Annotated in this window: 17 protein-coding genes, 1 pseudogene and 2 riboswitches; of the genes and pseudogenes, 9 read left to right on the forward strand and 9 right to left on the reverse strand. The window is 71.7% G+C overall.

What is annotated here, in order from left to right:
* Positions 1 to 170: 170 nt before the first annotated feature.
* Complete coding sequence (locus EAO75_RS48705) at positions 171 to 251, reverse strand: putative leader peptide (protein WP_351187348.1); 81 nt, start codon at positions 249 to 251, stop codon at positions 171 to 173.
* Between the two features lie 138 nt (positions 252 to 389).
* Here EAO75_RS48705 and EAO75_RS32120 point away from each other — a divergent pair, with 138 nt between their 5' ends.
* Positions 390 to 1,298: a LysR family transcriptional regulator gene (locus EAO75_RS32120; RefSeq protein WP_147998656.1), complete on the forward strand. Its 909-nt coding sequence runs from the start codon at positions 390 to 392 to the stop codon at positions 1,296 to 1,298.
* Positions 1,299 to 1,308: 10 nt separating this feature from the next.
* On the opposite strand, the gene EAO75_RS32125 is transcribed toward EAO75_RS32120, so the two are convergent.
* Both EAO75_RS32125 and EAO75_RS32130 read right to left on the reverse strand, forming a co-directional pair.
* Complete coding sequence (locus EAO75_RS32125; protein ID WP_147998657.1) at positions 1,309 to 2,550, reverse strand: sulfite oxidase; 1,242 nt, start codon at positions 2,548 to 2,550, stop codon at positions 1,309 to 1,311.
* A pseudogene (locus EAO75_RS32130) lies at positions 2,546 to 2,773 on the reverse strand (malate synthase A); the annotation flags it as partial. The pseudogene EAO75_RS32130 and the gene EAO75_RS32125, both read right to left, overlap by 5 nt.
* Here EAO75_RS32130 and EAO75_RS32135 point away from each other — a divergent pair.
* The 3 genes from EAO75_RS32135 to EAO75_RS32145 all read left to right on the forward strand — a co-directional run bounded on the left by EAO75_RS32135 (position 2,699) and on the right by EAO75_RS32145 (position 6,902).
* Entirely contained in the window at positions 2,699 to 3,520 is an 822-nt protein-coding gene (locus EAO75_RS32135; protein ID WP_261989501.1) for a 3-hydroxybutyryl-CoA dehydrogenase, read from the forward strand. The pseudogene EAO75_RS32130 and the gene EAO75_RS32135 overlap by 75 nt on opposite strands.
* Before the next feature lie 5 nt (positions 3,521 to 3,525).
* A riboswitch (cobalamin riboswitch) is annotated at positions 3,526 to 3,750 on the forward strand.
* Positions 3,751 to 3,904: 154 nt separating this feature from the next.
* On the forward strand, positions 3,905 to 6,223 hold the full coding sequence (gene metE / locus EAO75_RS32140) for a 5-methyltetrahydropteroyltriglutamate--homocysteine S-methyltransferase (RefSeq protein WP_147998659.1): 2,319 nt from the start codon (positions 3,905 to 3,907) through the stop codon (positions 6,221 to 6,223).
* Positions 6,224 to 6,317: 94 nt separating this feature from the next.
* Entirely contained in the window at positions 6,318 to 6,902 is a 585-nt protein-coding gene (locus EAO75_RS32145; protein WP_147998660.1) for a histidine phosphatase family protein, read from the forward strand.
* 19 nt (positions 6,903 to 6,921) lie between these two features.
* On the opposite strand, the gene EAO75_RS32150 is transcribed toward EAO75_RS32145, so the two are convergent.
* From EAO75_RS32150 to EAO75_RS32160, 3 genes are all read right to left on the reverse strand, one after another.
* Positions 6,922 to 7,251, reverse strand: coding sequence for a hypothetical protein (locus EAO75_RS32150; RefSeq protein WP_147998661.1), 330 nt, complete (start codon positions 7,249 to 7,251; stop codon positions 6,922 to 6,924).
* Positions 7,252 to 7,396: 145 nt separating this feature from the next.
* Positions 7,397 to 8,155: a CbtA family protein gene (locus EAO75_RS32155; RefSeq protein WP_147998662.1), complete on the reverse strand. Its 759-nt coding sequence runs from the start codon at positions 8,153 to 8,155 to the stop codon at positions 7,397 to 7,399.
* Positions 8,156 to 8,176: 21 nt separating this feature from the next.
* Positions 8,177 to 8,398, reverse strand: a complete 222-nt coding sequence (locus tag EAO75_RS32160) for a CbtB-domain containing protein (protein WP_147998663.1) — start codon at positions 8,396 to 8,398, stop codon at positions 8,177 to 8,179.
* Between the two features lie 35 nt (positions 8,399 to 8,433).
* Positions 8,434 to 8,576: riboswitch (cobalamin riboswitch) on the reverse strand.
* Between the two features lie 186 nt (positions 8,577 to 8,762).
* On the opposite strand from EAO75_RS32160, the gene EAO75_RS32165 reads away from it, so the two are divergent.
* The 3 genes from EAO75_RS32165 to meaB are packed head-to-tail and all read left to right on the forward strand — an operon-like array spanning position 8,763 to position 13,776.
* The gene (locus tag EAO75_RS32165) at positions 8,763 to 10,565 is read left to right on the forward strand and encodes a methylmalonyl-CoA mutase subunit beta (protein WP_147998664.1); all 1,803 of its coding nucleotides are present in this window, start codon (positions 8,763 to 8,765) and stop codon (positions 10,563 to 10,565) included.
* Positions 10,565 to 12,739, forward strand: a complete 2,175-nt coding sequence (gene scpA / locus EAO75_RS32170) for a methylmalonyl-CoA mutase (RefSeq protein WP_147998665.1) — start codon at positions 10,565 to 10,567, stop codon at positions 12,737 to 12,739. The genes EAO75_RS32165 and scpA overlap by 1 nt, the downstream gene beginning before the upstream one ends.
* Complete coding sequence (gene meaB / locus EAO75_RS32175; RefSeq protein WP_147998666.1) at positions 12,736 to 13,776, forward strand: methylmalonyl Co-A mutase-associated GTPase MeaB; 1,041 nt, start codon at positions 12,736 to 12,738, stop codon at positions 13,774 to 13,776. Before scpA ends, meaB begins: the two co-directional genes overlap by 4 nt.
* Here the strand turns inward: meaB and EAO75_RS32180 are convergent.
* Complete coding sequence (locus tag EAO75_RS32180; RefSeq protein WP_147998667.1) at positions 13,725 to 14,402, reverse strand: response regulator; 678 nt, start codon at positions 14,400 to 14,402, stop codon at positions 13,725 to 13,727. The genes meaB and EAO75_RS32180 overlap by 52 nt on opposite strands.
* Positions 14,399 to 15,514, reverse strand: coding sequence for a sensor histidine kinase (locus tag EAO75_RS32185; protein WP_147998668.1), 1,116 nt, complete (start codon positions 15,512 to 15,514; stop codon positions 14,399 to 14,401). Before EAO75_RS32185 ends, EAO75_RS32180 begins: the two co-directional genes overlap by 4 nt.
* Before the next feature lie 167 nt (positions 15,515 to 15,681).
* On the opposite strand from EAO75_RS32185, the gene EAO75_RS32190 reads away from it, so the two are divergent.
* Together EAO75_RS32190 and EAO75_RS32195 are read left to right on the forward strand one after the other, a co-directional pair.
* The gene (locus tag EAO75_RS32190; RefSeq protein ID WP_147998669.1) at positions 15,682 to 16,689 is read left to right on the forward strand and encodes a carboxymuconolactone decarboxylase family protein; all 1,008 of its coding nucleotides are present in this window, start codon (positions 15,682 to 15,684) and stop codon (positions 16,687 to 16,689) included.
* Between the two features lie 150 nt (positions 16,690 to 16,839).
* Positions 16,840 to 17,508, forward strand: a complete 669-nt coding sequence (locus tag EAO75_RS32195) for a hypothetical protein (RefSeq protein WP_147998670.1) — start codon at positions 16,840 to 16,842, stop codon at positions 17,506 to 17,508.
* Between the two features lie 38 nt (positions 17,509 to 17,546).
* On the opposite strand, the gene EAO75_RS32200 is transcribed toward EAO75_RS32195, so the two are convergent.
* On the reverse strand, positions 17,547 to 19,094 hold the full coding sequence (locus EAO75_RS32200; protein WP_147998671.1) for an NCS1 family nucleobase:cation symporter-1: 1,548 nt from the start codon (positions 19,092 to 19,094) through the stop codon (positions 17,547 to 17,549).
* Positions 19,095 to 19,162 lie beyond the last annotated feature (68 nt).

Raw genomic sequence — 19,162 nt, forward strand, 5'->3', positions numbered from 1 at the left:
GCGCACGCACAGAAAGGGCGCGTGCGTGACAGGGAAACGTGTTCAGTGATCGGGATTCGGACGTGCGGGGACGACGTTCCCGGGAAAGCCGAAATCACCGTGGAAAACGGCCGGCAGTGGAATTCGCGAAGGGAGAACGGCGCGAGTGCGAGGGTTTCCCTCGGGTGCGCTCAGATCCGACAGCGACAGCAGGAACTGGAGACACGCGCGAGGTCGACGTGGCGTCGCCGCGTGAGGTCCTGTCGCTTCATGCCATCGATCAAAGCAGCGGGAAGTCGGGACGGTCAAGAATGTCCGGTGTTGATTCCACATGCTGAGAGCAGGTATTCACGAGGTTGTGACAGGGATTCCCTTGAACACGGTGAGCGGCGGACGGCAGGGTCCTTGTCGTGCGTATCGAACAGCTCGAATACATCGCCGCCGTCACGCGTTCGGGGTCGCTGCGGCGCGCCGCCGAGGAACTGCACCTTTCCCAGCCGGCGCTGAGCGAGACCGTGCGCAATCTGGAGCGCGAGCTCGGCGTGGATCTGCTGGAGCGCAAGCGGTCCGGGGCGAAGATCAGTGACGAGGGGCGGGAGCTGCTGCCGCACATCATGAGCGTGCTGGACGCGGTCGACCGGCTGCGGGGCGCGGCCGGCGACCAGCACCGCATCAGCCGGATGGTCCGGCTCGGCACGGTCAACACGGCCACCGTCCCGCTGGTCATCCCGACGGTGCGGGAGTTCCGGGGCACGCACCCGCTCACCCAGGTCGAGCTGGTCGGCGCCCAGCAGTCGGAGATCCATCGTGGGCTGCTGGAGGGCGCGTTCGATCTGGGGCTGGTGAACTACCTCGGGGGCGACGACCTGCCGCCCGGCTTCGAGACCACCGAACTGCTGCGCGGCCGGCCGGTGGTGTGCGTCCGGCCGGACAGTCCGCTGGCCGCCCTGGAGACGGTGGACGCGGACAGCCTCCTGACGGAGCCGCTGGTGGTGATGCGGTCCGGCTATGTCATGCACCGCTTCCTGCACCGGCTGCTCGACGGCCGTACGCCGTCGTTCTCCTACTCCACCGACGGCGCGGAGATGGGCAAGCTGATGGTCGCGGAGGGGCTGGGGGCGACGGTGCTGCCCGACTTCAGTGTGATCGGCGACCCGTTGGAGCGGCGGGGCGCGATCACCGTCCGGCCGCTCGCGGGCGACGCCACCGAGGTACTGCTGGTCCTGCAACGCCGCCATTCCGGTTCCGTGCCCCGGGCCGTCCGGGATCTGCACGAGCTGTTCGTGCGCAACGCCCGTGCGTATGAGGGCTCTTCGTGAGGCGGCCCGGTCAGGTCACGGTCACCGGATGCCGGACCACGGCGTCGAACAGATAGCCCTGTGTGTTGGGTACGGCGACATCCGGCTGGCGGCGACCGGCGGTGTCGGTGGCGCGGGCGAGGAGGTGGGTGGCACCCGGTGTCTCGGGCTTCCAGGGGATGGACCAACGGGTCCAGGTGTCGGCGCGGGGCCGGTCGTGCAGCCGGGCCCGGTGCCAGCTCGTTCCGCCGTCGGTGCTGACGTCGACCCGGGCGATCCCTCCCCCGCCCGACCAGGACCGGCCGTGCAGCACCTGGCCCTCCCCCACCGGGAACGTGGCGCCGCTCGCCAGCTCGAAGGCGCTCTTGAGCGTCTGCCGGGTCAGCGGGGCGCTGCCCTCCTGCGGGTAGGAGGGGCCGTACAGCCGGTAGAAGGTGGTGTTCCACGGTGAGAACAGCGGCCGCGCGGACACCTCGATGTCGCCGACCCACTTGATCGACGAGATCCCCACCCACGAGGGCACCAGCACCCGCACCGGATACCCATGGTCGTACGGCAGCGGCTCGCCGTTCATCTCGTACGCGAGCAGCACGTCGTCCAGCGCCTTGGCCAGCGGCAGTGGACGCCGCACCCGGCCGAGGCTCTCCCCGCCGCTGACGTACTCGGCGTCCAGGCCACGCGGCTGCACGTCCACGGCGTACGGGGACAGTCCCGCCCTGCGCAGGACGTCGGCCAGGCGCACCCCGCGCCAGCGGGCGACGCCGATCGCGCCCAGCGTCCAGGCGGTGCCGGTGACCGTCTCGCCCTGCTGGGTCGTGTAGTGGCTACGGCCGTTTCCGGCGCACTCGACGAACGCGGTCCGTGTGACGGCGGGCAGGGCGCGCAGATCGTCGTATCCGAACTCCACCGGCTTGTCCTCGCCAGGGGCGCCGCGCAGCCCGCTGCCCCACAGCCGCAGTCGCCAGTCGGCGGCGTCCAGGACGGGGGTTGTGGTGTGGTTGCGGACGAAGAACAGCTCGTTGGGCGTGTGGTGGCCCGTTCCGCGCAGGGCCTCCCAGCGGGTCTCGGCGTTGGTGCCGCGCTGGATGAACCACTCGGGCGGCAGCGGCTTGACGATCGGGGTGTCCGCGGCGCGGGCGGGGCCGGGCGCGGGGAGTGCGGTCGCGGCTGCCGTGGCGGCGAGCAGGGTGAGCAGCCGGCGCCGGCTGACCCCGTCCGCTCTGGCGTCCCCGGCGAGCCACTGACGCAGCCGTCGGCAGTCGTAGGCCCGCACCCTGACCGCGCAGCCAGGCCGCGAAGTACCTGAGGGCGACAGCGATGTTGGTGCGCACCCCCTCGGAGGTCGGCGGGCCGCTGATCCGGCGCACCGACAGCAGGTCGCCGGCGGTGACCTCCACGTCGTCGCGCGTACGGTCGATCTGGTGCGGCCGTTCGCCGAGGTGTGCGCGCTGGCCGGGCTCGACACCGTGGTGTGCGAGGTGGACGCGGTCGCGGCCCGCGCCGCCCGGGAACGGGTGACGGCGTCGCTGGACCGCCGTGTGCGACGCGGCAAGCTGGAGCAGGCCGCCGCGCGGGACGCGCTCGCCCGTCTGGTGTTCACCGGCGGCCTGGAGGACCTGGCCGACCGGCAGCTCGTGGTCGAAGCGGTGGTGGAGAACCCGGACGCCAAGACCGAGGTGTTCGCCGCGCTCGACAAGATCGTCGAGGATCCGGCGGCCGTGCTGGCCACCAACACCTCCTCGCTGCCGGTCATGCGGCTCGGCATGGCGACCGGCCGCGCGGACCGGGTCGTGGGCCTGCACTTCTTCAACCCGGTACCCGTGCTGCCGCTGGTGGAGGTCGTGCCCTCCCTGCACACCTCGGCCGAGACGATCGCCGTCGTCGAGGACTTCGCCGCCGGCGCGCTCGGCAGGACCGTGATCCGCTCCCGGGACCGGGCGGGCTTCGTCGTCAACGCGCTCCTCGTCCCGTACCTGTTGTCCGCGATCCGGATGGCGGAGTCCGGCTTCGCCACCGCCGCCGACATCGACACCGGCATGGAACTGGGCTGCGCCCACCCCATGGGCCCGCTCAGGCTCGCGGACCTGATCGGCCTGGACACCGTCGCCTCGATCGCCGAGTCCCTCTACGACGAGTTCAAGGAGCCCCTCTACGCCCCTCCCCCGCTGCTCCAGCGGATGGTCGAGGCGGGGCTGCTGGGCCGCAAGTCCGGGCAGGGGTTCCACGTGTACGGCCGGGCCTGAGCTGTAGGCTGGCCGACGCAGCTGGTTCGCCCCGTCCGCCAGGCGGGATGCGTCGCAAGAGGGAACCCGGTGGGAATCCGGGACTGCCCCGCAGCGGTGAGCGGGAACGACCGCCGTCATACGCACTGGGTCCGACGTACCGGCCCTGGGAAGCGACGGCCAGTAGGTGTCCTCACGGAGTGAGGACGTGCCCGCGAGTCCGAAGACCTGCCAACTGCCCCCGTACGAAGCACTCGTGCGCGGACATCCCGGTGACCTCGAGGGCGGGTCGGCGTACACAACCGAGCGGACGGCCGTACGGTCGCTGCCCTTCGGTACGTCACCCCTTCGCGCTCTCGTCCCGTCCCCGGGATCTCAGGGATTCATCTCGCGAAGGAGATCTCCGTGACCACCAAGCCCGCAGCCGCGGCAGCACGGGCCACCGTGTACGGCTACCCCCGCCAGGGCCCGAACCGGGAACTGAAGAAGGCGATCGAGGGCTACTGGAAGGGCCGCGTCACCGCCGACGCGCTGCGCTCCACCGCCGCCGAACTGCGCCGGGCCAACTGGCGGCAGCTCGCCGACGCCGGCATCCACGAGGTGCCGACCGGCGACTTCTCGTACTACGACCACGTCCTGGACACCACCGTCGCACTCGGCGCCATCCCCGAGCGCCATCGCGGCGCCGTCGAATCCGACGCCCTGGACGGCTACTTCGCCATGGCCCGTGGCACGCAGGACGTCGCGCCGCTGGAGATGACCAAGTGGTTCGACACCAACTACCACTATCTCGTGCCCGAGTTGGGGCCGGACACGGTCTTCACGGCGGACTCGACCAAGCAGGTCGCCGAGCTGAAGGAGGCCCTGGCCCTGGGGCTCGCCGCCCGGCCGGTCCTGGTCGGCCCGATCACGTACCTCCTGCTCGCCAAGCCGGCGCCCGGAGTCGCCGCGGACTTCGAGCCGCTCACCCTCCTGGACCGGCTGCTTCCCGTGTATGCGCAGATCCTGGCCGACCTGCGCGCGGCCGGGGCCGAGTGGGTCCAGCTGGACGAGCCCGCCCTCGTCCAGGACCGCACCCCGGCCGAGCTGAACGCCACCGGGCGTGCCTACCGCGACCTCGGCGGCCGCACCGACCGTCCGAAGCTGCTTCTCGCCTCGTACTTCGACCGGCTCGGCGAGGCGCTGCCGGTGCTGGCCAAGGCACCCGTCGAAGGGCTGGCGCTGGACTTCACGGAGTCCGCGGCCGCCAACCTGGACGCGCTCGCCGCCGCCGGCGGGCTGCCCGGCAAGCGGCTGGTCGCCGGCGTCGTCAACGGCCGCAATGTCTGGGTCAACGACCTGTCGGCGTCGCTCACCACGCTGGGCACCCTGTTGGGACTGGCGGACCAGGTCGACGTCTCGGCCTCCTGCTCCCTGCTGCATGTGCCGCTCGACGCGTCGGCCGAGCGGGACATCGAGCCGCAGATCCTGCGCTGGCTGGCCTTCGCCAGGCAGAAGACCGCCGAGATCGTCACCCTGGCCAAGGGGCTCGCCCAGGGCACCGGCACGATCACCGCCGAGCTGGCCGCCAACCGGGCCGACCTGGCCTCCCGCGCGGGCTCCCCGATCACCCGCGACGCGACCGTCCGGTCCCGTGCGGGGGCCGTCACCGAGGCGGACGCCCGCCGCTCGCAGCCGTACGCCGAGCGGACCGCCGCCCAACGCGCGCACCTCAGGCTGCCGTTGCTGCCGACCACCACGATCGGCTCCTTCCCGCAGACCGGCGAACTGCGCACCGCGCGCGCCGACCTGCGCGCGGGCCGGATCGACACGGCGGGCTACGAGGAGCGCGTCAAGGCCGAGATCCAGGAGGTCATCTCCTTCCAGGAGAAGACCGGCATCGACGTCCTGGTGCACGGTGAGCCGGAGCGCAACGACATGGTCCAGTACTTCGCCGAGCAGCTCACCGGCTACCTCGCCACACAGCACGGCTGGGTGCAGTCCTACGGCACCCGCCACGTCCGCCCGCCGATCCTGGCCGGCGACATCTCGCGGCCCGAACCGATGACGGTGCCCTGGACGACGTACGCCCAGTCCCTCACCGACCGCCCGGTCAAGGGCATGCTCACCGGCCCGGTCACCATGCTCGCCTGGTCCTTCGTCCGCGACGACCAGCCGCTCGGCGAGACGGCCCGACAGGTCGCCCTCGCCCTGCGCGACGAGGTGAACGACCTTGAGGCGGGCGGGACGTCCGTCATCCAGGTCGACGAGCCCGCCCTGCGGGAGACCCTGCCGCTGCGCGCCGCGGACCGCGACGCGTATCTCGCCTGGGCCACGGAGGCGTTCCGGCTCACCACGGCCGGGGTCCGGCCGGACACCCAGATCCACACGCACATGTGCTACGCCGAGTTCGGCGACATCGTCCAGGCCATCGACGACCTCGACGCGGACGTCATCAGCCTGGAGGCCGCCCGCTCGCACATGCAGGTCGCCCGTGAACTCGCCGCCCACGGCTACCCGCGCGAGGCCGGGCCTGGTGTCTACGACATCCACTCCCCGCGGGTGCCGAGCGCGAAGGAGGCGGCCGAGCTGCTGCGCACCGGCCTGAAGGCCATCCCCGCCGAACGGCTGTGGGTCAACCCCGACTGCGGTCTGAAGACCCGTGGCTGGCCGGAGACCCGGGCCTCGCTGGAGAACCTGGTGGCAGCGGCCCGTACGGTACGGAGCGAGCTGTCCGTGTCCTGACCCGGCCGACCGGCCAAGGGCCCTCACCGCTCACGTGGTGAGGGCCTCAGGGCAGCGAGGAGCACGTCATGACCCCGGCAGGAGGAGCGACCGCGTGACCAGCCGCGTCACCTTGATCTCACCCGCGATGAACGGGGGCCTGCGCCAAGCCCGCTTCGACGACGGCCGGACCCCGCTCGACGACAGCGGCACGGCCCAGGCCCGCGCGGCCGCCGGGACCCTGCCCTCGGCCGCCGATGTGCTCATTTCGCCGAGCCTGCGCTGCCGGGAGACGGCCGAGGCGCTCGGTCTGCGCGGATCTGCGGTGCCGGAGCTGGCGGGGCTGGAGATGAACCGCTGGCGGGGCCGCACGCTCGACGAGGTGACCGCCGTCGAGCCGGAGTCGGTGAACCGCTGGCTCACGGACCCGGGCTGCGCACCGCACGGGGGTGAGTCGGTGCGGGACTTCTGCGACCGGGTCGCCCGGTGGCTGACGGCCGCGCAGGACCTGGACGGCCGTACGCTCGCCGTGGTCGAGCCGGAGGTCGTTCGCGCCGCCGTCGTTCATGCGCTCGGCATGCCCGTGGCGGCCTTCTGGCGTCTTGACGTCGCCCCGCTGACGGCGACGGAGCTCAGTGGACGGTCCGGGCGCTGGAACCTGCGGCTGGGGCGGCCCCTTGCCGCGCCGCACACCGGTTAGGGACGAGCGTCCGGGGGATTCAGGATGCCGTGTCACGGTGGCGACGCAGCAGTGCCGCGATGGCGCAGCGCAGACAGCCCGTGTCGGTGTCCGTCTGCGGCACGGCATCGCCGGCGCACGCCGTCCCCGCCTGCTCCCGGCAGCGGGCGGGCGGCGCCGCGACCAGCGTCTCCAGGTCCTGCAGCAGCTGCTCGGTGCGCTTGACCTGCTGGCCGAGTACGCGCACCCGGGCGCTCTGGCCGCCGATCTGCCGTCGGCTGGCCATCAGTTGCTCGTACTCCTCCACGGTCAGCGCCACCGCCTCGTGGCCGCCGAGGGTGATGCGGCGCGGCTGTGGGTGTCTGGCCACTCGGCTCCTCCGCTCCTCGCCCGCAGGGTCGTCGGGTAATCGGCCGGTCGTCCGTGCCATGTCCCGTCCCGTCAACTCGGTGTCCGCAGAACGTGAGAGGGCCCCCGGAAGGTTCCGCGGGCCCTCTCACGTGATCGCATTCCGGTCAGCTGGGGGCAGCCACCGCCGGGGCCGAAGCCGCGGCGGCCGGTCTGGGATTCAGCAGTCGCTCGGCCAGCTCGCCGAAGAGCAGCCCGAAGCCTGCCCAGAGCGTGGCCTGCATGGCCAGCGCCGAGATCCGGAACCTCCACAGCACGGCGGCCGGGAAGTCCGCGGGAACCTCGTTGACGACCGGCAGGAACGCGTACGCCAGGCCGATCACAACGGCGAACGCGGCCACCGCGGCGACGGTGGCGTACCAGGTGCCCAGCCTCGGGGCGAGGCGCTTGCCGAGGATGGTCGCGGCCACCGCGAGGAGGACGCTGAGCACCATCATCAGGAAGTACAGGGTGGTCCGCTTGCCGATGGTGTCGGGGTCGCCGACGGCGGGCGGGTTGGCCGGGTACTTCAGGAACGGCACGACGTAGACGGCGAGCAGTGCGCCCCCGGACAGCAGCAGCGCGGTGGCCCGCGGGCTGAAGCGGCCGACGCGGCCGAGGGCGAAGCAGTAGGCGAGGGCGGCGATGCCGCCGAAGGCGACCCCGTAGATCAGTACACCGGTGGCGAGGCCCGCGGTGGACTGAAGGCTGCGGGAGACGAGTTCGACCTCGTGCTCGTGCCCGGAGGCATGGGCCTCCTCGAATCCGATCGCCTTGTCGACGCTCGGCTCACCGAGGAAGTAGGCCACGACCAGGGCGAGTACACCGGCGCCGAGGCCGGCGAGCATGCCCCGTACGAGCAGGTTTCTTACCGTTGCGGAGTTCATGAGTGTTCGGCGTCCCTCGGGTCAGTGGCAGGGGAAGCCGAGGAGGTGGCGGGCGTCGTGCACCCACTCGTGGACGTCCTCGCCGGAGACGACGGAGGTGGCGCCCTGTTCGGCGCCGACGAAGTACAGCAGGACCAGCATCAGGATGCCGAAGAAGACCGCCCAGGGGACGATCGCGCCGATCGGCAGTTTGGCGGGGAGAGCGGGGGTGGTGGCGGTCGGCTGAGCGACATGCTGCGCCATGGCAGGGCCTCCTCTGGGAGTTCGCGTCCCATCTCGGTGGTGCACATGACGACGGCCACGGGTCTGACTCGCCGCCCTTCCCAAGGGGCGGCATACAGTGGCGCGACCGTGCCGGATTCCCACCGGCTTCCGCTTCGCCGTCGTCGATATCGCACTGACCGTACTGCTCGACCAGGACATGACCAATGGCGGGCGGCTCCCGGGACCCAGCCCTGACCGAACTTTTACCTGTGATGAAAGCCGCGGAACGGACGTTCCCCGACCGCCGGTTTCGGTGCGGAGACCCAGGTCACAATGTGGGAGAGGGCAAGGTCACAGCCGTGCCCTCTGCTGCTCCTTTGATGATCTGACCTAGCATCCGAGCATGACGGTCCTGCCTGACGACGGGCTCTCGCTGGCCGCCGAGTTCCCTGACGCAACCCATGAGCAGTGGCAACACCTGGTGGAAGGTGTGCTGCGCAAGGCGGGCAAGGACGTCTCGGGCCCGGCCGCGGAAGAAGCCCTGTCCACTGCCCTGGAGGACGGGTTGCGCACCCGCCCTCTGTACACCGCGCGCGATGCCGCGCCCGACACGGGTCTGCCCGGGTTCGCCCCCTTCGTCCGTGGCGGCCGCGCCGAGGGCAACACGGCCGGCGGCTGGGATGTGCGCCAGCGCCACACGGCGCTCAAGGACAGCGTGGTGCTCGCGGACCTGGAGAACGGCGTCACCTCGCTCTGGCTGGTCCTCGGCGAGGGCGGCATCCCGGTGACGGAACTCGGCCGCGCCCTGGAGGGCGTCTACCTCGACCTGGCCCCCGTCGTCCTCGACGCGGGCACCGAGGTGGAGCCCGCCGCGCGTGAGCTGCTGCGGCTGTACGAGGAGCGGGGCGTCGCCAAGGAGGCGGCGCGCGGCAACCTCGGCGCGGACCCGCTCGGCCATGAGGCCCGTACCGGAAAGTCCTCGGAGTTCGCCGCCGTCGCCACGCTGGCGCGACTGTGCGCCGAGGAGTACCCGGGGCTGCGGGCGCTGACCGTGGACGCGCTGCCGTACCACGAGGCCGGTGGCTCGGCCGCGCAGGAACTGGGCTGCTCGCTGGCGACCGGTGTCGCCTATCTGCGGGAGCTGACCGAGGCCGGGCTGACGGTCGAACAGGCCGGTGCGCAGCTGGAGTTCCGGTACGCGGCCACCGCCGACCAGTTCCTGACCATCGCCAAGCTGCGGGCCGCGCGCCGGCTGTGGGCGCGGGTGAGCGAGGTGTGCGGGGCGCCGAGCGCGCAGGTGCAGCATGCCGTCACCTCGCCGGTGATGATGTCGCGCCGCGACCCCTGGGTGAACATGCTGCGCACGACGGTGGCCACGCTGGCCGCCGGCGTCGGCGGCGCCGACTCCGTGACCGTGCTGCCCTTCGACCATGCGCTCGGCCTGCCGGACGCCTTCGCGCGGCGCATCGCCCGCAACACCTCGACCATCCTCATCGAGGAGTCGCACCTGGCCCGGGTGATCGACCCGGCGGGCGGCTCCTGGTACGTGGAGCGGCTCACGGACGAACTCGCCGAGGCGGGCTGGGAGTTCTTCCAGCGCATCGAGGGTGCGGGCGGCCAGGCCGAGGCCCTGCGCTCCGGACGGCTCGGCCAGGACCTGGCCGAGACCTGGGCGGCGCGCACCGGCAAGCTCGTCAAGCGGCGCGAACCGATCACCGGCGTCAGCGAGTTCCCGAACCTCGCCGAGAAGCCGGTGGAGCGCGAGCCCGCTCCCGAGGTCCGGTCCGGCGGCCTTCCGCGCGTCCGCCGTGACGAGGCGTACGAGGCGCTGCGTGCCCGTTCCGACGCCCACCTCGCCGCCACCGGGTCCCGGCCGCGGATCTACCTGGCCGCGCTCGGCCCGGCCGCCGCCCACACCGCGCGGCTCACCTTCGCGTCGAACCTGTTCCAGGCGGGCGGCATCGAGCCCGTCACCGAGGGCACCTTCGCCGAGAGCGGCGCCACCGAGGTGTGCCTGTGCTCCAGTGACGCGCTCTACGCGGAGCAGGCCGAGGCAGTGGCCGCCGAGTTCAGGTCGGCGGGCGCCAGGCACGTGTTCCTCGCGGGCCGCCCCGGGCAGTACACCGATGTCGACAGTTACGTCTTCGCGGGCTGTGACGCCGTCGCCGTGCTGTCCGCCACCCTCGACCGCATGGGAGTGTCCTGATGGGAATCCCCGACTTCTCCGGGATCGAGCTGGGGACCCCGACCGCTGCCGGCGGCGCCGACGAGTGGCGTACGGCCGTCAAGCAGGCCACGGGCGGGGACGAGCCGCTGTGGGAGACCCCCGAGGGCATCGCGGTCAAGCCGCTGTACACCGGCCGTGACCTGGAGGGCCTGGACTTCCTGGGCACCTACCCGGGCATGGCGCCGTATCTGCGCGGCCCGTACCCGACGATGTACGTCAACCAGCCCTGGACGATCCGCCAGTACGCGGGCTTCTCCACCGCCGAGGAGTCCAACGCGTTCTACCGGCGCAACCTGGCGGCCGGCCAGAAGGGCCTGTCGGTCGCCTTCGACCTGCCCACGCACCGGGGTTACGACAGCGACCACCCGCGCGTGACGGGCGATGTCGGCATGGCGGGCGTCGCCATCGACTCGATCTACGACATGCGTCAGCTCTTCGACGGCATCCCGCTGGACAGGATGACCGTGTCGATGACGATGAACGGCGCCGTGCTGCCGGTGCTGGCGCTGTACATCGTGGCGGCGGAGGAACAGGGCGTGCCGCCCGAGAAGTTGGCCGGGACCATCCAGAACGACATCCTCAAGGAGTTCATGGTCCGCAACACCTACATCTATCCGCCGAAGCCGTCGATGCGGATCATCTCCGACATCTTCGCCTTCACCTCGCAGCGGATGCCGCGCTACAACTCCATCTCCATCTCCGGCTATCACATCCAGGAGGCGGGTGCGACGGCCGACCTGGAGCTGGCGTACACGCTCGCGGACGGGGTCGAGTACATCCGCGCGGGCCGTGAGGCCGGCCTGGACGTGGACGCGTTCGCGCCCCGGCTGTCGTTCTTCTGGGCGATCGGCATGAACTTCTTCATGGAGGTCGCCAAGCTGCGGGCGGCACGGCTGCTGTGGGCGAAGCTGGTGAAGCAGTTCGACCCGAAGAACTCCAAGTCGCTGTCCCTGCGCACCCATTCGCAGACCTCGGGCTGGTCGCTGACCGCGCAGGACGTGTTCAACAACGTCACGCGCACGTGCGTCGAGGCGATGGCCGCGACGCAGGGCCACACGCAGTCGCTGCACACCAACGCCCTGGACGAGGCGCTCGCGCTGCCCACCGACTTCTCGGCCCGCATCGCGCGCAACACCCAGCTGCTGATCCAGCAGGAGTCCGGCACGACCCGGGTCATCGACCCGTGGGGCGGCAGCGCGTACGTCGAGAAGCTGACGTACGACCTCGCACGCCGGGCCTGGCAGCACATCGAGGAGGTCGAGGCCGCGGGGGGTATGGCCAAGGCCATCGACGCCGGCATCCCCAAGCTGCGCATCGAGGAGGCCGCGGCCCGCACCCAGGCCCGCATCGACTCCGGCCGCCAGCCCGTCATCGGCGTCAACAAGTACCGCGTCGAGACCGACGAGCAGATCGACGTCCTCAAGGTCGACAACTCCTCCGTGCGCGCCCAGCAGATCGAGAAGTTGCGGCGGCTGCGGGCGGAGCGGGACGAGCGGGTCTGCCAGGACGCGCTCGATGCGCTGACCCGGGCCGCCGGGGGCGAGGGCAACCTGCTGGAGCTGGCGGTGAACGCGGCCCGCGCGAAGGCCACCGTCGGGGAGATCTCGGACGCCCTGGAGAAGGTGTACGGCCGGCACGCGAGCCAGATCCGTACGATCACCGGCGTGTACCGCAACGAAGCCGGGGAGTCCCCGTCCGTGGACCGCACCCGCACCCTCGTGTCCGACTTCGAGGAGGCCGAGGGCCGCCGTCCGCGCATCCTGGTCGCCAAGATGGGCCAGGACGGCCACGACCGCGGCCAGAAGGTGATCGCCACCGCCTTCGCCGACCTCGGCTTCGACGTCGACGTCGGCCCGCTGTTCCAGACACCTGCCGAGGTGGCCCGCCAGGCCGTCGAGGCGGACGTGCACATCGTCGGGGTGTCGTCGCTGGCCGCCGGTCACCTCACACTCGTACCGGCGCTCAAGGAGGCGCTGGCCGAGGAGGGCCGCGAGGACATCATGATCGTGGTCGGCGGGGTGATCCCGCCGCAGGACGTGCCGACGCTGCTGGAGATGGGCGCGGCGGCCGTCTTCCCGCCCGGGACGGTGATCCCGGACGCCGCGTACGACCTCGTACGGCGGCTGGGAGCCGATCTCGGGCACGAGCTGTGATCGATCTCGACGCGTATGTGAAGGGTGTGCTCGACGGGAAGCGTGCGATCGTCGCGCGCGCCATCACGCTCGTCGAGTCCACCCGGCCCCAGCACCGGGTGCTGGCACAGCAGTTGCTGACCGAGCTGCTGCCGCACAGCGGGAAGGCGCGGCGGATCGGCGTGAGCGGGGTGCCGGGGGTCGGGAAGTCGACGTTCATCGACGCGTTCGGCACGATGCTGACCGCGCTCGGGCACCGGGTCGCGGTGCTGGCCGTCGACCCCTCGTCCAGCCGGACGGGCGGGTCGATCCTGGGCGACAAGACGCGGATGGAGCGCCTGGCGGTCGACCCGGCGGCCTTCATCCGCCCCTCCCCCACGGCCGGCACGCTGGGCGGGGTCGCCAAGGCCACCCGTGAGTCGATCGTGGTGATGGAGGCGGCCGGCTACGACGTGATCCTGGTGGAGACGGTCGGCGTCGGCCAGTCGGAGACCGCGGTCGCGAACATGGTGGACTCCTTCCTGCTGCTGACGCTGGCCCGCACGGGCGACCAGCTCCAGGGCATCAAGAAGGGCGTCCTGGAACTGGCCGACGTGCTCGCCGTCAACAAGGCGGACGGCCCGCACGAGCGAGACGCCCGCGCCGCCGCACGGGAGTTGGCGGGTGCTCTGCGTCTGATGCACGGCAGGGACGCCGCCTGGACGCCGCCGGTCCTGCACTGCAGCGGGCGCGAGTCGATCGGCCTGGACACGCTCTGGGACCGCCTCGAACAGCATCGGACGCTGCTGGAGTCCACCGGCCGTCTCGCCGCCAAGCGCCGCGACCAGCAGATCGACTGGACGTGGACCATGGTCCGCGACGAACTCCTGGGCCGCCTGCACGCCGACCCGGCAGTGCGGGCCGTCGCGCCGGAGCTGGAACAGCGGGTCAGGGACGGCGAGTTGACGGCGACGCTGGCCGCCGAGCGGATCCTGGCGGCGTTCGAGGGCGAGCGCGGCCCCGGGGCTCAGGATGCCGACGTGTCCGCGCTGCGCGGCGCCACCAGCCCCGACTCGTAGGCGAACACCACGAGTTGGGCCCGGTCCCGCGCCCCCAGCTTGGTCATCGCCCTGCTGATGTGGGTCTTCGCCGTGAACGGGCTGATCACCATGTGCGCGGCGATCTCCTCGTTGGTCAGGCCGCGCGCCGCCAGCGCCGTGACCTCCCGCTCGCGGCGGGTCAGGCCCTCAAGGCCCGGTGCCGTGGCCCGGTCGGGCGGACGCGAGACGAACTCGCCGATGAGGGTGCGGGTCACCGCGGGCGACAGCAACGCCTCCCCACGCGCCACCACCTCGATCGCCTGGAGCAGGTCGGCCGGCTCGGTGTCCTTCAGCAGGAAGCCGCTCGCGCCGGCCCGCAGCGCCTCGAAGACGTACTCGTCGTGGCCGTAGTTGGTGAGGATCACCACGCGCACGTCCGACAGGGCCGGGTCCGCGGCGATACGGCGGGTCGCCTCGATACCCGTCATCACCGGCATCTGTACGTCGATCAGCGCGATGTCGGGCACCTGCGCCCGGATCAGCGCCAGTCCCCGCTCGCCGTCCCCCGCCTCCCCGACCACCTCGATACCGTCCTCGGCGTCCAGCAGGGCCCGGAACCCCGCCCGCATCAACGCCTGATCGTCGACCAGCGCCACCCTGATCACGCCACCAGTCCCCCCGCCTCTCCCAGCGGCAAGCACGCCCGCACCACGAATCCGCCCTCCGCGCGGGGGGCGGCGGCCAGCGTGCCGCCGAGGGCCGTGACGCGCTCGCGCATACCGGTCAGGCCGATGCCGGGAGCAGCCGCACGGGACGGGTCGGCCGTGCCGTCGTCCTCGACGCTTATGGTCAAGTCGCCCTCACCATAAGCGAGTTGGACGCTCACCTTCGCCGGTCCCGCGTGCCGTGCCGCGTTCGTGAGGGCCTCCTGGACGATGCGGTACATGGCCCGGTCGACCGTCGCCGCGAGCGGCCGCTCGTCCCCCGTCACGGTCAGGTCAACGGCCAGCCCGGCGGCCCGCGCCCGCTCCACGAGCAGTGCCGGCGTGCCGGTCGGTTCGTCGGTGCGCAGCACCTCCAGCGTGGCGCGCAGCTCGCGCATGGCCTCGCCGCTCGCCTCCTGGATGGCGGACAGGGCGGGCGGCACCTCCTCACCGCGCTTGCGGGCCAAGTGCGCGGCGACGCCTGCCTGGAGCTTGACGATCGAGATGCTGTGCGTGAGGGAGTCGTGCAACTCCCGTGCGATGCGCAGGCGTTCCTCGCCCGCTCTGCGCAACGCCGCCTCCTCGCGGGTGCGTTCGGCCTCCAGCGCGCGCTGCTCGGTCTGCCGTAGATACGCCTGCCAGTTGCGGTCGGCCAGGCCGGTCACGACCGCGCACAGGAACCATCCGGCCAGCAGCAGTGTCTCGCTCACGACGTGCGAGGTCGCCGAACCCGCCGCGACATAGCCGCCGAGGAAGACGGCGGCCGCCGCGGCGGCCGTGCCCCGGTGTCCGGTCCGCGAGGCCGTGTGCACCGCGCCCACGACGGGGATGGCCAGGGTGGCGGCCGGCCCCGCGTGGAACACCTCGGCGAGCAGGCAGCCTGCGGTGATCGCGAGCACCGCGCGCGGGGCGGTGCGGTGCGCGGCCAGGGCCAGCGAACCGGCCGCGATCAGAGCCCAGTCGACGGGCCCCGCCCGGTCGTCCGCGACGGCGGCGAGCACGGTGATGGCGCCGACCACGACCGCGACGGCCGCGTCGGCGAACCGCTCGCGTGTGATGCGGTACCCGCTCATGCCCGCACACTAGACCGCCCCACCGACAGCGGCGTCAGCCCTGTGGACGGCTCCCGGACTACTCCCGGCGTAGTAGTGCGGGGCACCGGCCCGCCCCGCCGGCGCAGCGCCGACTCCCTTCGCCCGTACGACGACCCGCACCGCCCCGGCGGAGCACCCTGCTGACCATGCCCACACCCTTCCGATTCACCGAACCCCTCCCGCCCAGGTCGGCCGCCGGCACCGTCGCCGAGGTGTACGCGCAGATCGCCCTCGACTTCGGCATCGCCGAGCCCCCCACCTTCGTGGTCCTGTCCAGCGCACCCGAACTCCTGGCTCCCGCCTGGGCGTTGCTGCGCGAGTCGCTCATCGCCGGCGCGGGCAGCCGGACCGGCAAGGAGCTGGTGGCGCTCGGGGTGTCGCTCGCCAACAGGTGCCCGTTCTGCGTGGACGCGCACACCGTGCTGCTGCACGCCACCGGCGACCACGCGCTCGCCGAGCGGGTGGCGCGCGGGGAGTTGCCCCAGAGCGAGGAGCACGCGCGCCTGCTCGCCTGGGGGCGGCACACGCGCGTGCCCGGCGCCGACCTGGCGCCGTACCCCTTCCCGCGCGAACAGGCCGCCGCCCATCTCGGCACCGCGCTCACCTTCCACTTCATCAACCGGATCGCGTCGGCCCTGCTGACCGAGAACCTGCTCCCGGCGGGCGCACAGCGCCTGCGGGCGGTACGGAGCATCGCGGGCCGCGCGCTCTCGCGGACCGTGCGCCGCCGCGCACGCCCCGGCCAGTCCCTCGCGCTGCTCGACGACATCGACCCCGGTGAGGCCCCCGCATGGGCGCGCGGCACGCCCGTCGGCATCGCGTACGCGGCGCTGCTGAGGGCGGCCATGCGAGGGGCGGACCTCCTCGACGCCGACGACCACGACCTCGTGGAGGCGGCCCTGCAGGACTGGGACGGCACTCATCCGACGCTCGCCCTGGACGGGTTCCCGGACCGCCGGGAGCGTCCCGGGGCGCGGCTGGTGCTGCTGGCCGCCCTCGCGCCGTACCGCATCACGGACGAGGACGTGGCGGCCTGGCGCCGGCCGGAGCACACCGACCGCTGTCTGGTGCACCTCGTCGCGTACGGCGCCTTCATCGCCGTGAACCGCATCGAAAGCGCACTTTCCGCCCAAATCATCCAGGAGGCCCTGTAACTGGACCAGGACACCACGTATTCGAGGCCCATGCGTAATGGCGTCAGCACGGAGCGAGTTGGCACTTCCGCCTCACAGGGAGTCATGTGACACTGGCGTCCCGTCCGCAGTGCGGACTCCTTCCGCACCGTCCCCCACGAGAAGTGCGCCGTGCGTTCTCTTCCCTTGCCGCTCGCCCTCACCGCGCGTCTGTCGCCCGTCGTCGTGCTCGCCGCGGCGGGCTGGGCGCTGTCCTCCAGCCCCGCCACGACGCCGGCCGCCGAGGACCGGACGGCGACGCAGAAGACGGATGAAGACTCGCCCTCGGCTCCCGCGACGGCGGCTGCGTCGAAGACGTACGCCGCCGCTCCCGCACCGTGCGACGGCCTGAGCTCGAAGTCGATCAAGGATCTCGTGCCCGGCGCCAAGGCGGCCGGCAAGGAGCTCCCGTCGACGGACTCCAAGGTGCGCCGCACCTGCTCGTGGAACGCGCTCGACGGTTACGAGTACCGCTGGCTGGACGTGTCCTTCGAGGTCACGGCGTCGGACGAGGCGGCGGAGGAGTCCTACAAGGGGCGCGTCGCGGACAAGAGCGGCGGGGGCGCCGTCCCCGGGCTCGGCGACGCGGGTTACTCCGTCGTGAACCTCACGACGGAGGACAAGCAGCAGACCCGCGAGGGTGTGGTGCTGGTCCGCGCTTCCAACGCGCTGATCTCCATCACCTACAGCGGAAGCGACTTCGAGTCGAAGAAGGCGCCCGACACCGACGAGATCAACAAGGGTGCCATCAAGGCGGCCAAGGAGGCGGTGGCCGCCTTGGAGGACGGTCAGAAGAGCTGACCGTCCTCCGGTCCCGCAAGAGTCCCGCAAGGGCGGTGTCAGGCCTCGGCGCGTTCCTTGCGCCCGCCCATCAGCACCACGTACAGCACCAGCGAGGTGGCCAGGCCCACCGCCCAGCCGTAGTCGGCGAGCGGCTTGAGGAACGGGATCAGTCCATCGGCCGGGAACGGCCCGGTCTTCGATCCGTCGGCGCCCACGCCCGAGTACGAGCCGCCGACCGCGAGGACGCCGCCGACGAGGAAGGCGACGATCGCGCGCCAGTTCCAGCCGTTCGTGTACCAGTAGCGCCCGCCGGGCGTGTACAGGTCGGCGAGGTGCAGGACCGTGCGGCGGACGATCCAGTAGTCGGCGATCAGGATTCCCGCGACCGTGCCGAGCAGGCCGCCGACCACGCCGAGCCAGGTGAAGATGTAGAACTCCGGCGTGGAGATCAGCTTCCACGGGAAGATCAGGACGCCGACGACACCGGTGATCAGCGCGCCCGTACGGAAGTTGATGAGCTTCGGCGCCAGGTTCGCGAGGTCGTACGCCGGGGAGACCACGTTCGCCGCGATGTTCACGGAGATGGTGGCGACGAGGACGACGATCAGCGCGAACAGGAGCCCGAAGGCGCTGTCGGTCTTGGCGGCCAGGGTGACCGGGTCCCAGATCGCCTCGCCGTAGACGACCTCGGAGCCGGACGTGACCAGCACGGCGAGGACTGCGAAGAGCGTCATGGTCGTGGGCAGGCCGAGGGACTGGCCCCAGGTCTGCGCCTTCTGACTGGCGCCGAAGCGGGTGAAGTCAGGGATGTTCAGGGACAAAGTCGCCCAGAACCCGATCATCCCCATCAGTGACGGGAAGAAGACCGGCCAGAAGTCGGGGCCCCAGCCGAGCTTCGAGGGCTGGTCGAGCAGCGCGCCGAACCCGTCCGCCTTGACGGCGATCCAGATCAGCAGCACCAGCGCGCCGACGATCACGAAGGGCGCGGCCCAGTTCTCGAAGTGCCGCAGGAAGTCCATGCCGCGGTAGATGATCGCGATCTGCACGGCCCAGAACAGGATGAAGCAGAGCCACAGCGGCCAGGGGTTGCCCGCGATCTTGCCCGCGTTCTCCCAGTGGCCCCCGGTGAGCTTGGACCCGAGCGCGAAGATGCCGCTGCCGCCGATCCAGGTCTGGATGCCGAACCAGCCGCAGGCCACGGCCGCCCGGATCATCGCCGGGATGTTGGCGCCGCGCAGCCCGAAGGAGGCCCGCGCCAGCACCGGGAAGGGTATGCCGTACTTGGGCCCGGCGTGCCCGGTGGCCAGCATCGGCAGCAGCACGATGACGTTGGCCAGCGCGATGGTGAAGACGGCCTGCTTCCAGTCCATGCCGAGGGCGACCAGGCCGGAGGCCAGGGTCCAGCTGGGGATGCAGTGGGCCATCGAGACCCACAGGGCCGCGAAGTTGTACGTCGTCCACTTGCGCTCGGAGACGGGGACGGGACGCAGATCCTCGTTGGCGAAGGGGCTGTCGGCGGGGAACGCCTCGGGGGCGAGCTCGATCCGGCCGCCGGCGTCGGCGGACTGCGGTATCGGTGACCCCTTGGGGACTGTGTTGGTCATGAGCAGGCCAATCGATCAGGCGGGAACGGGAGAGGCCGTGCGGGGGGCCTTGGGCCCCTCCCCGGAAC

The organism is Streptomyces sp. UW30, from assembly GCF_008042075.1.
Classification (GTDB): domain Bacteria; phylum Actinomycetota; class Actinomycetes; order Streptomycetales; family Streptomycetaceae; genus Streptomyces.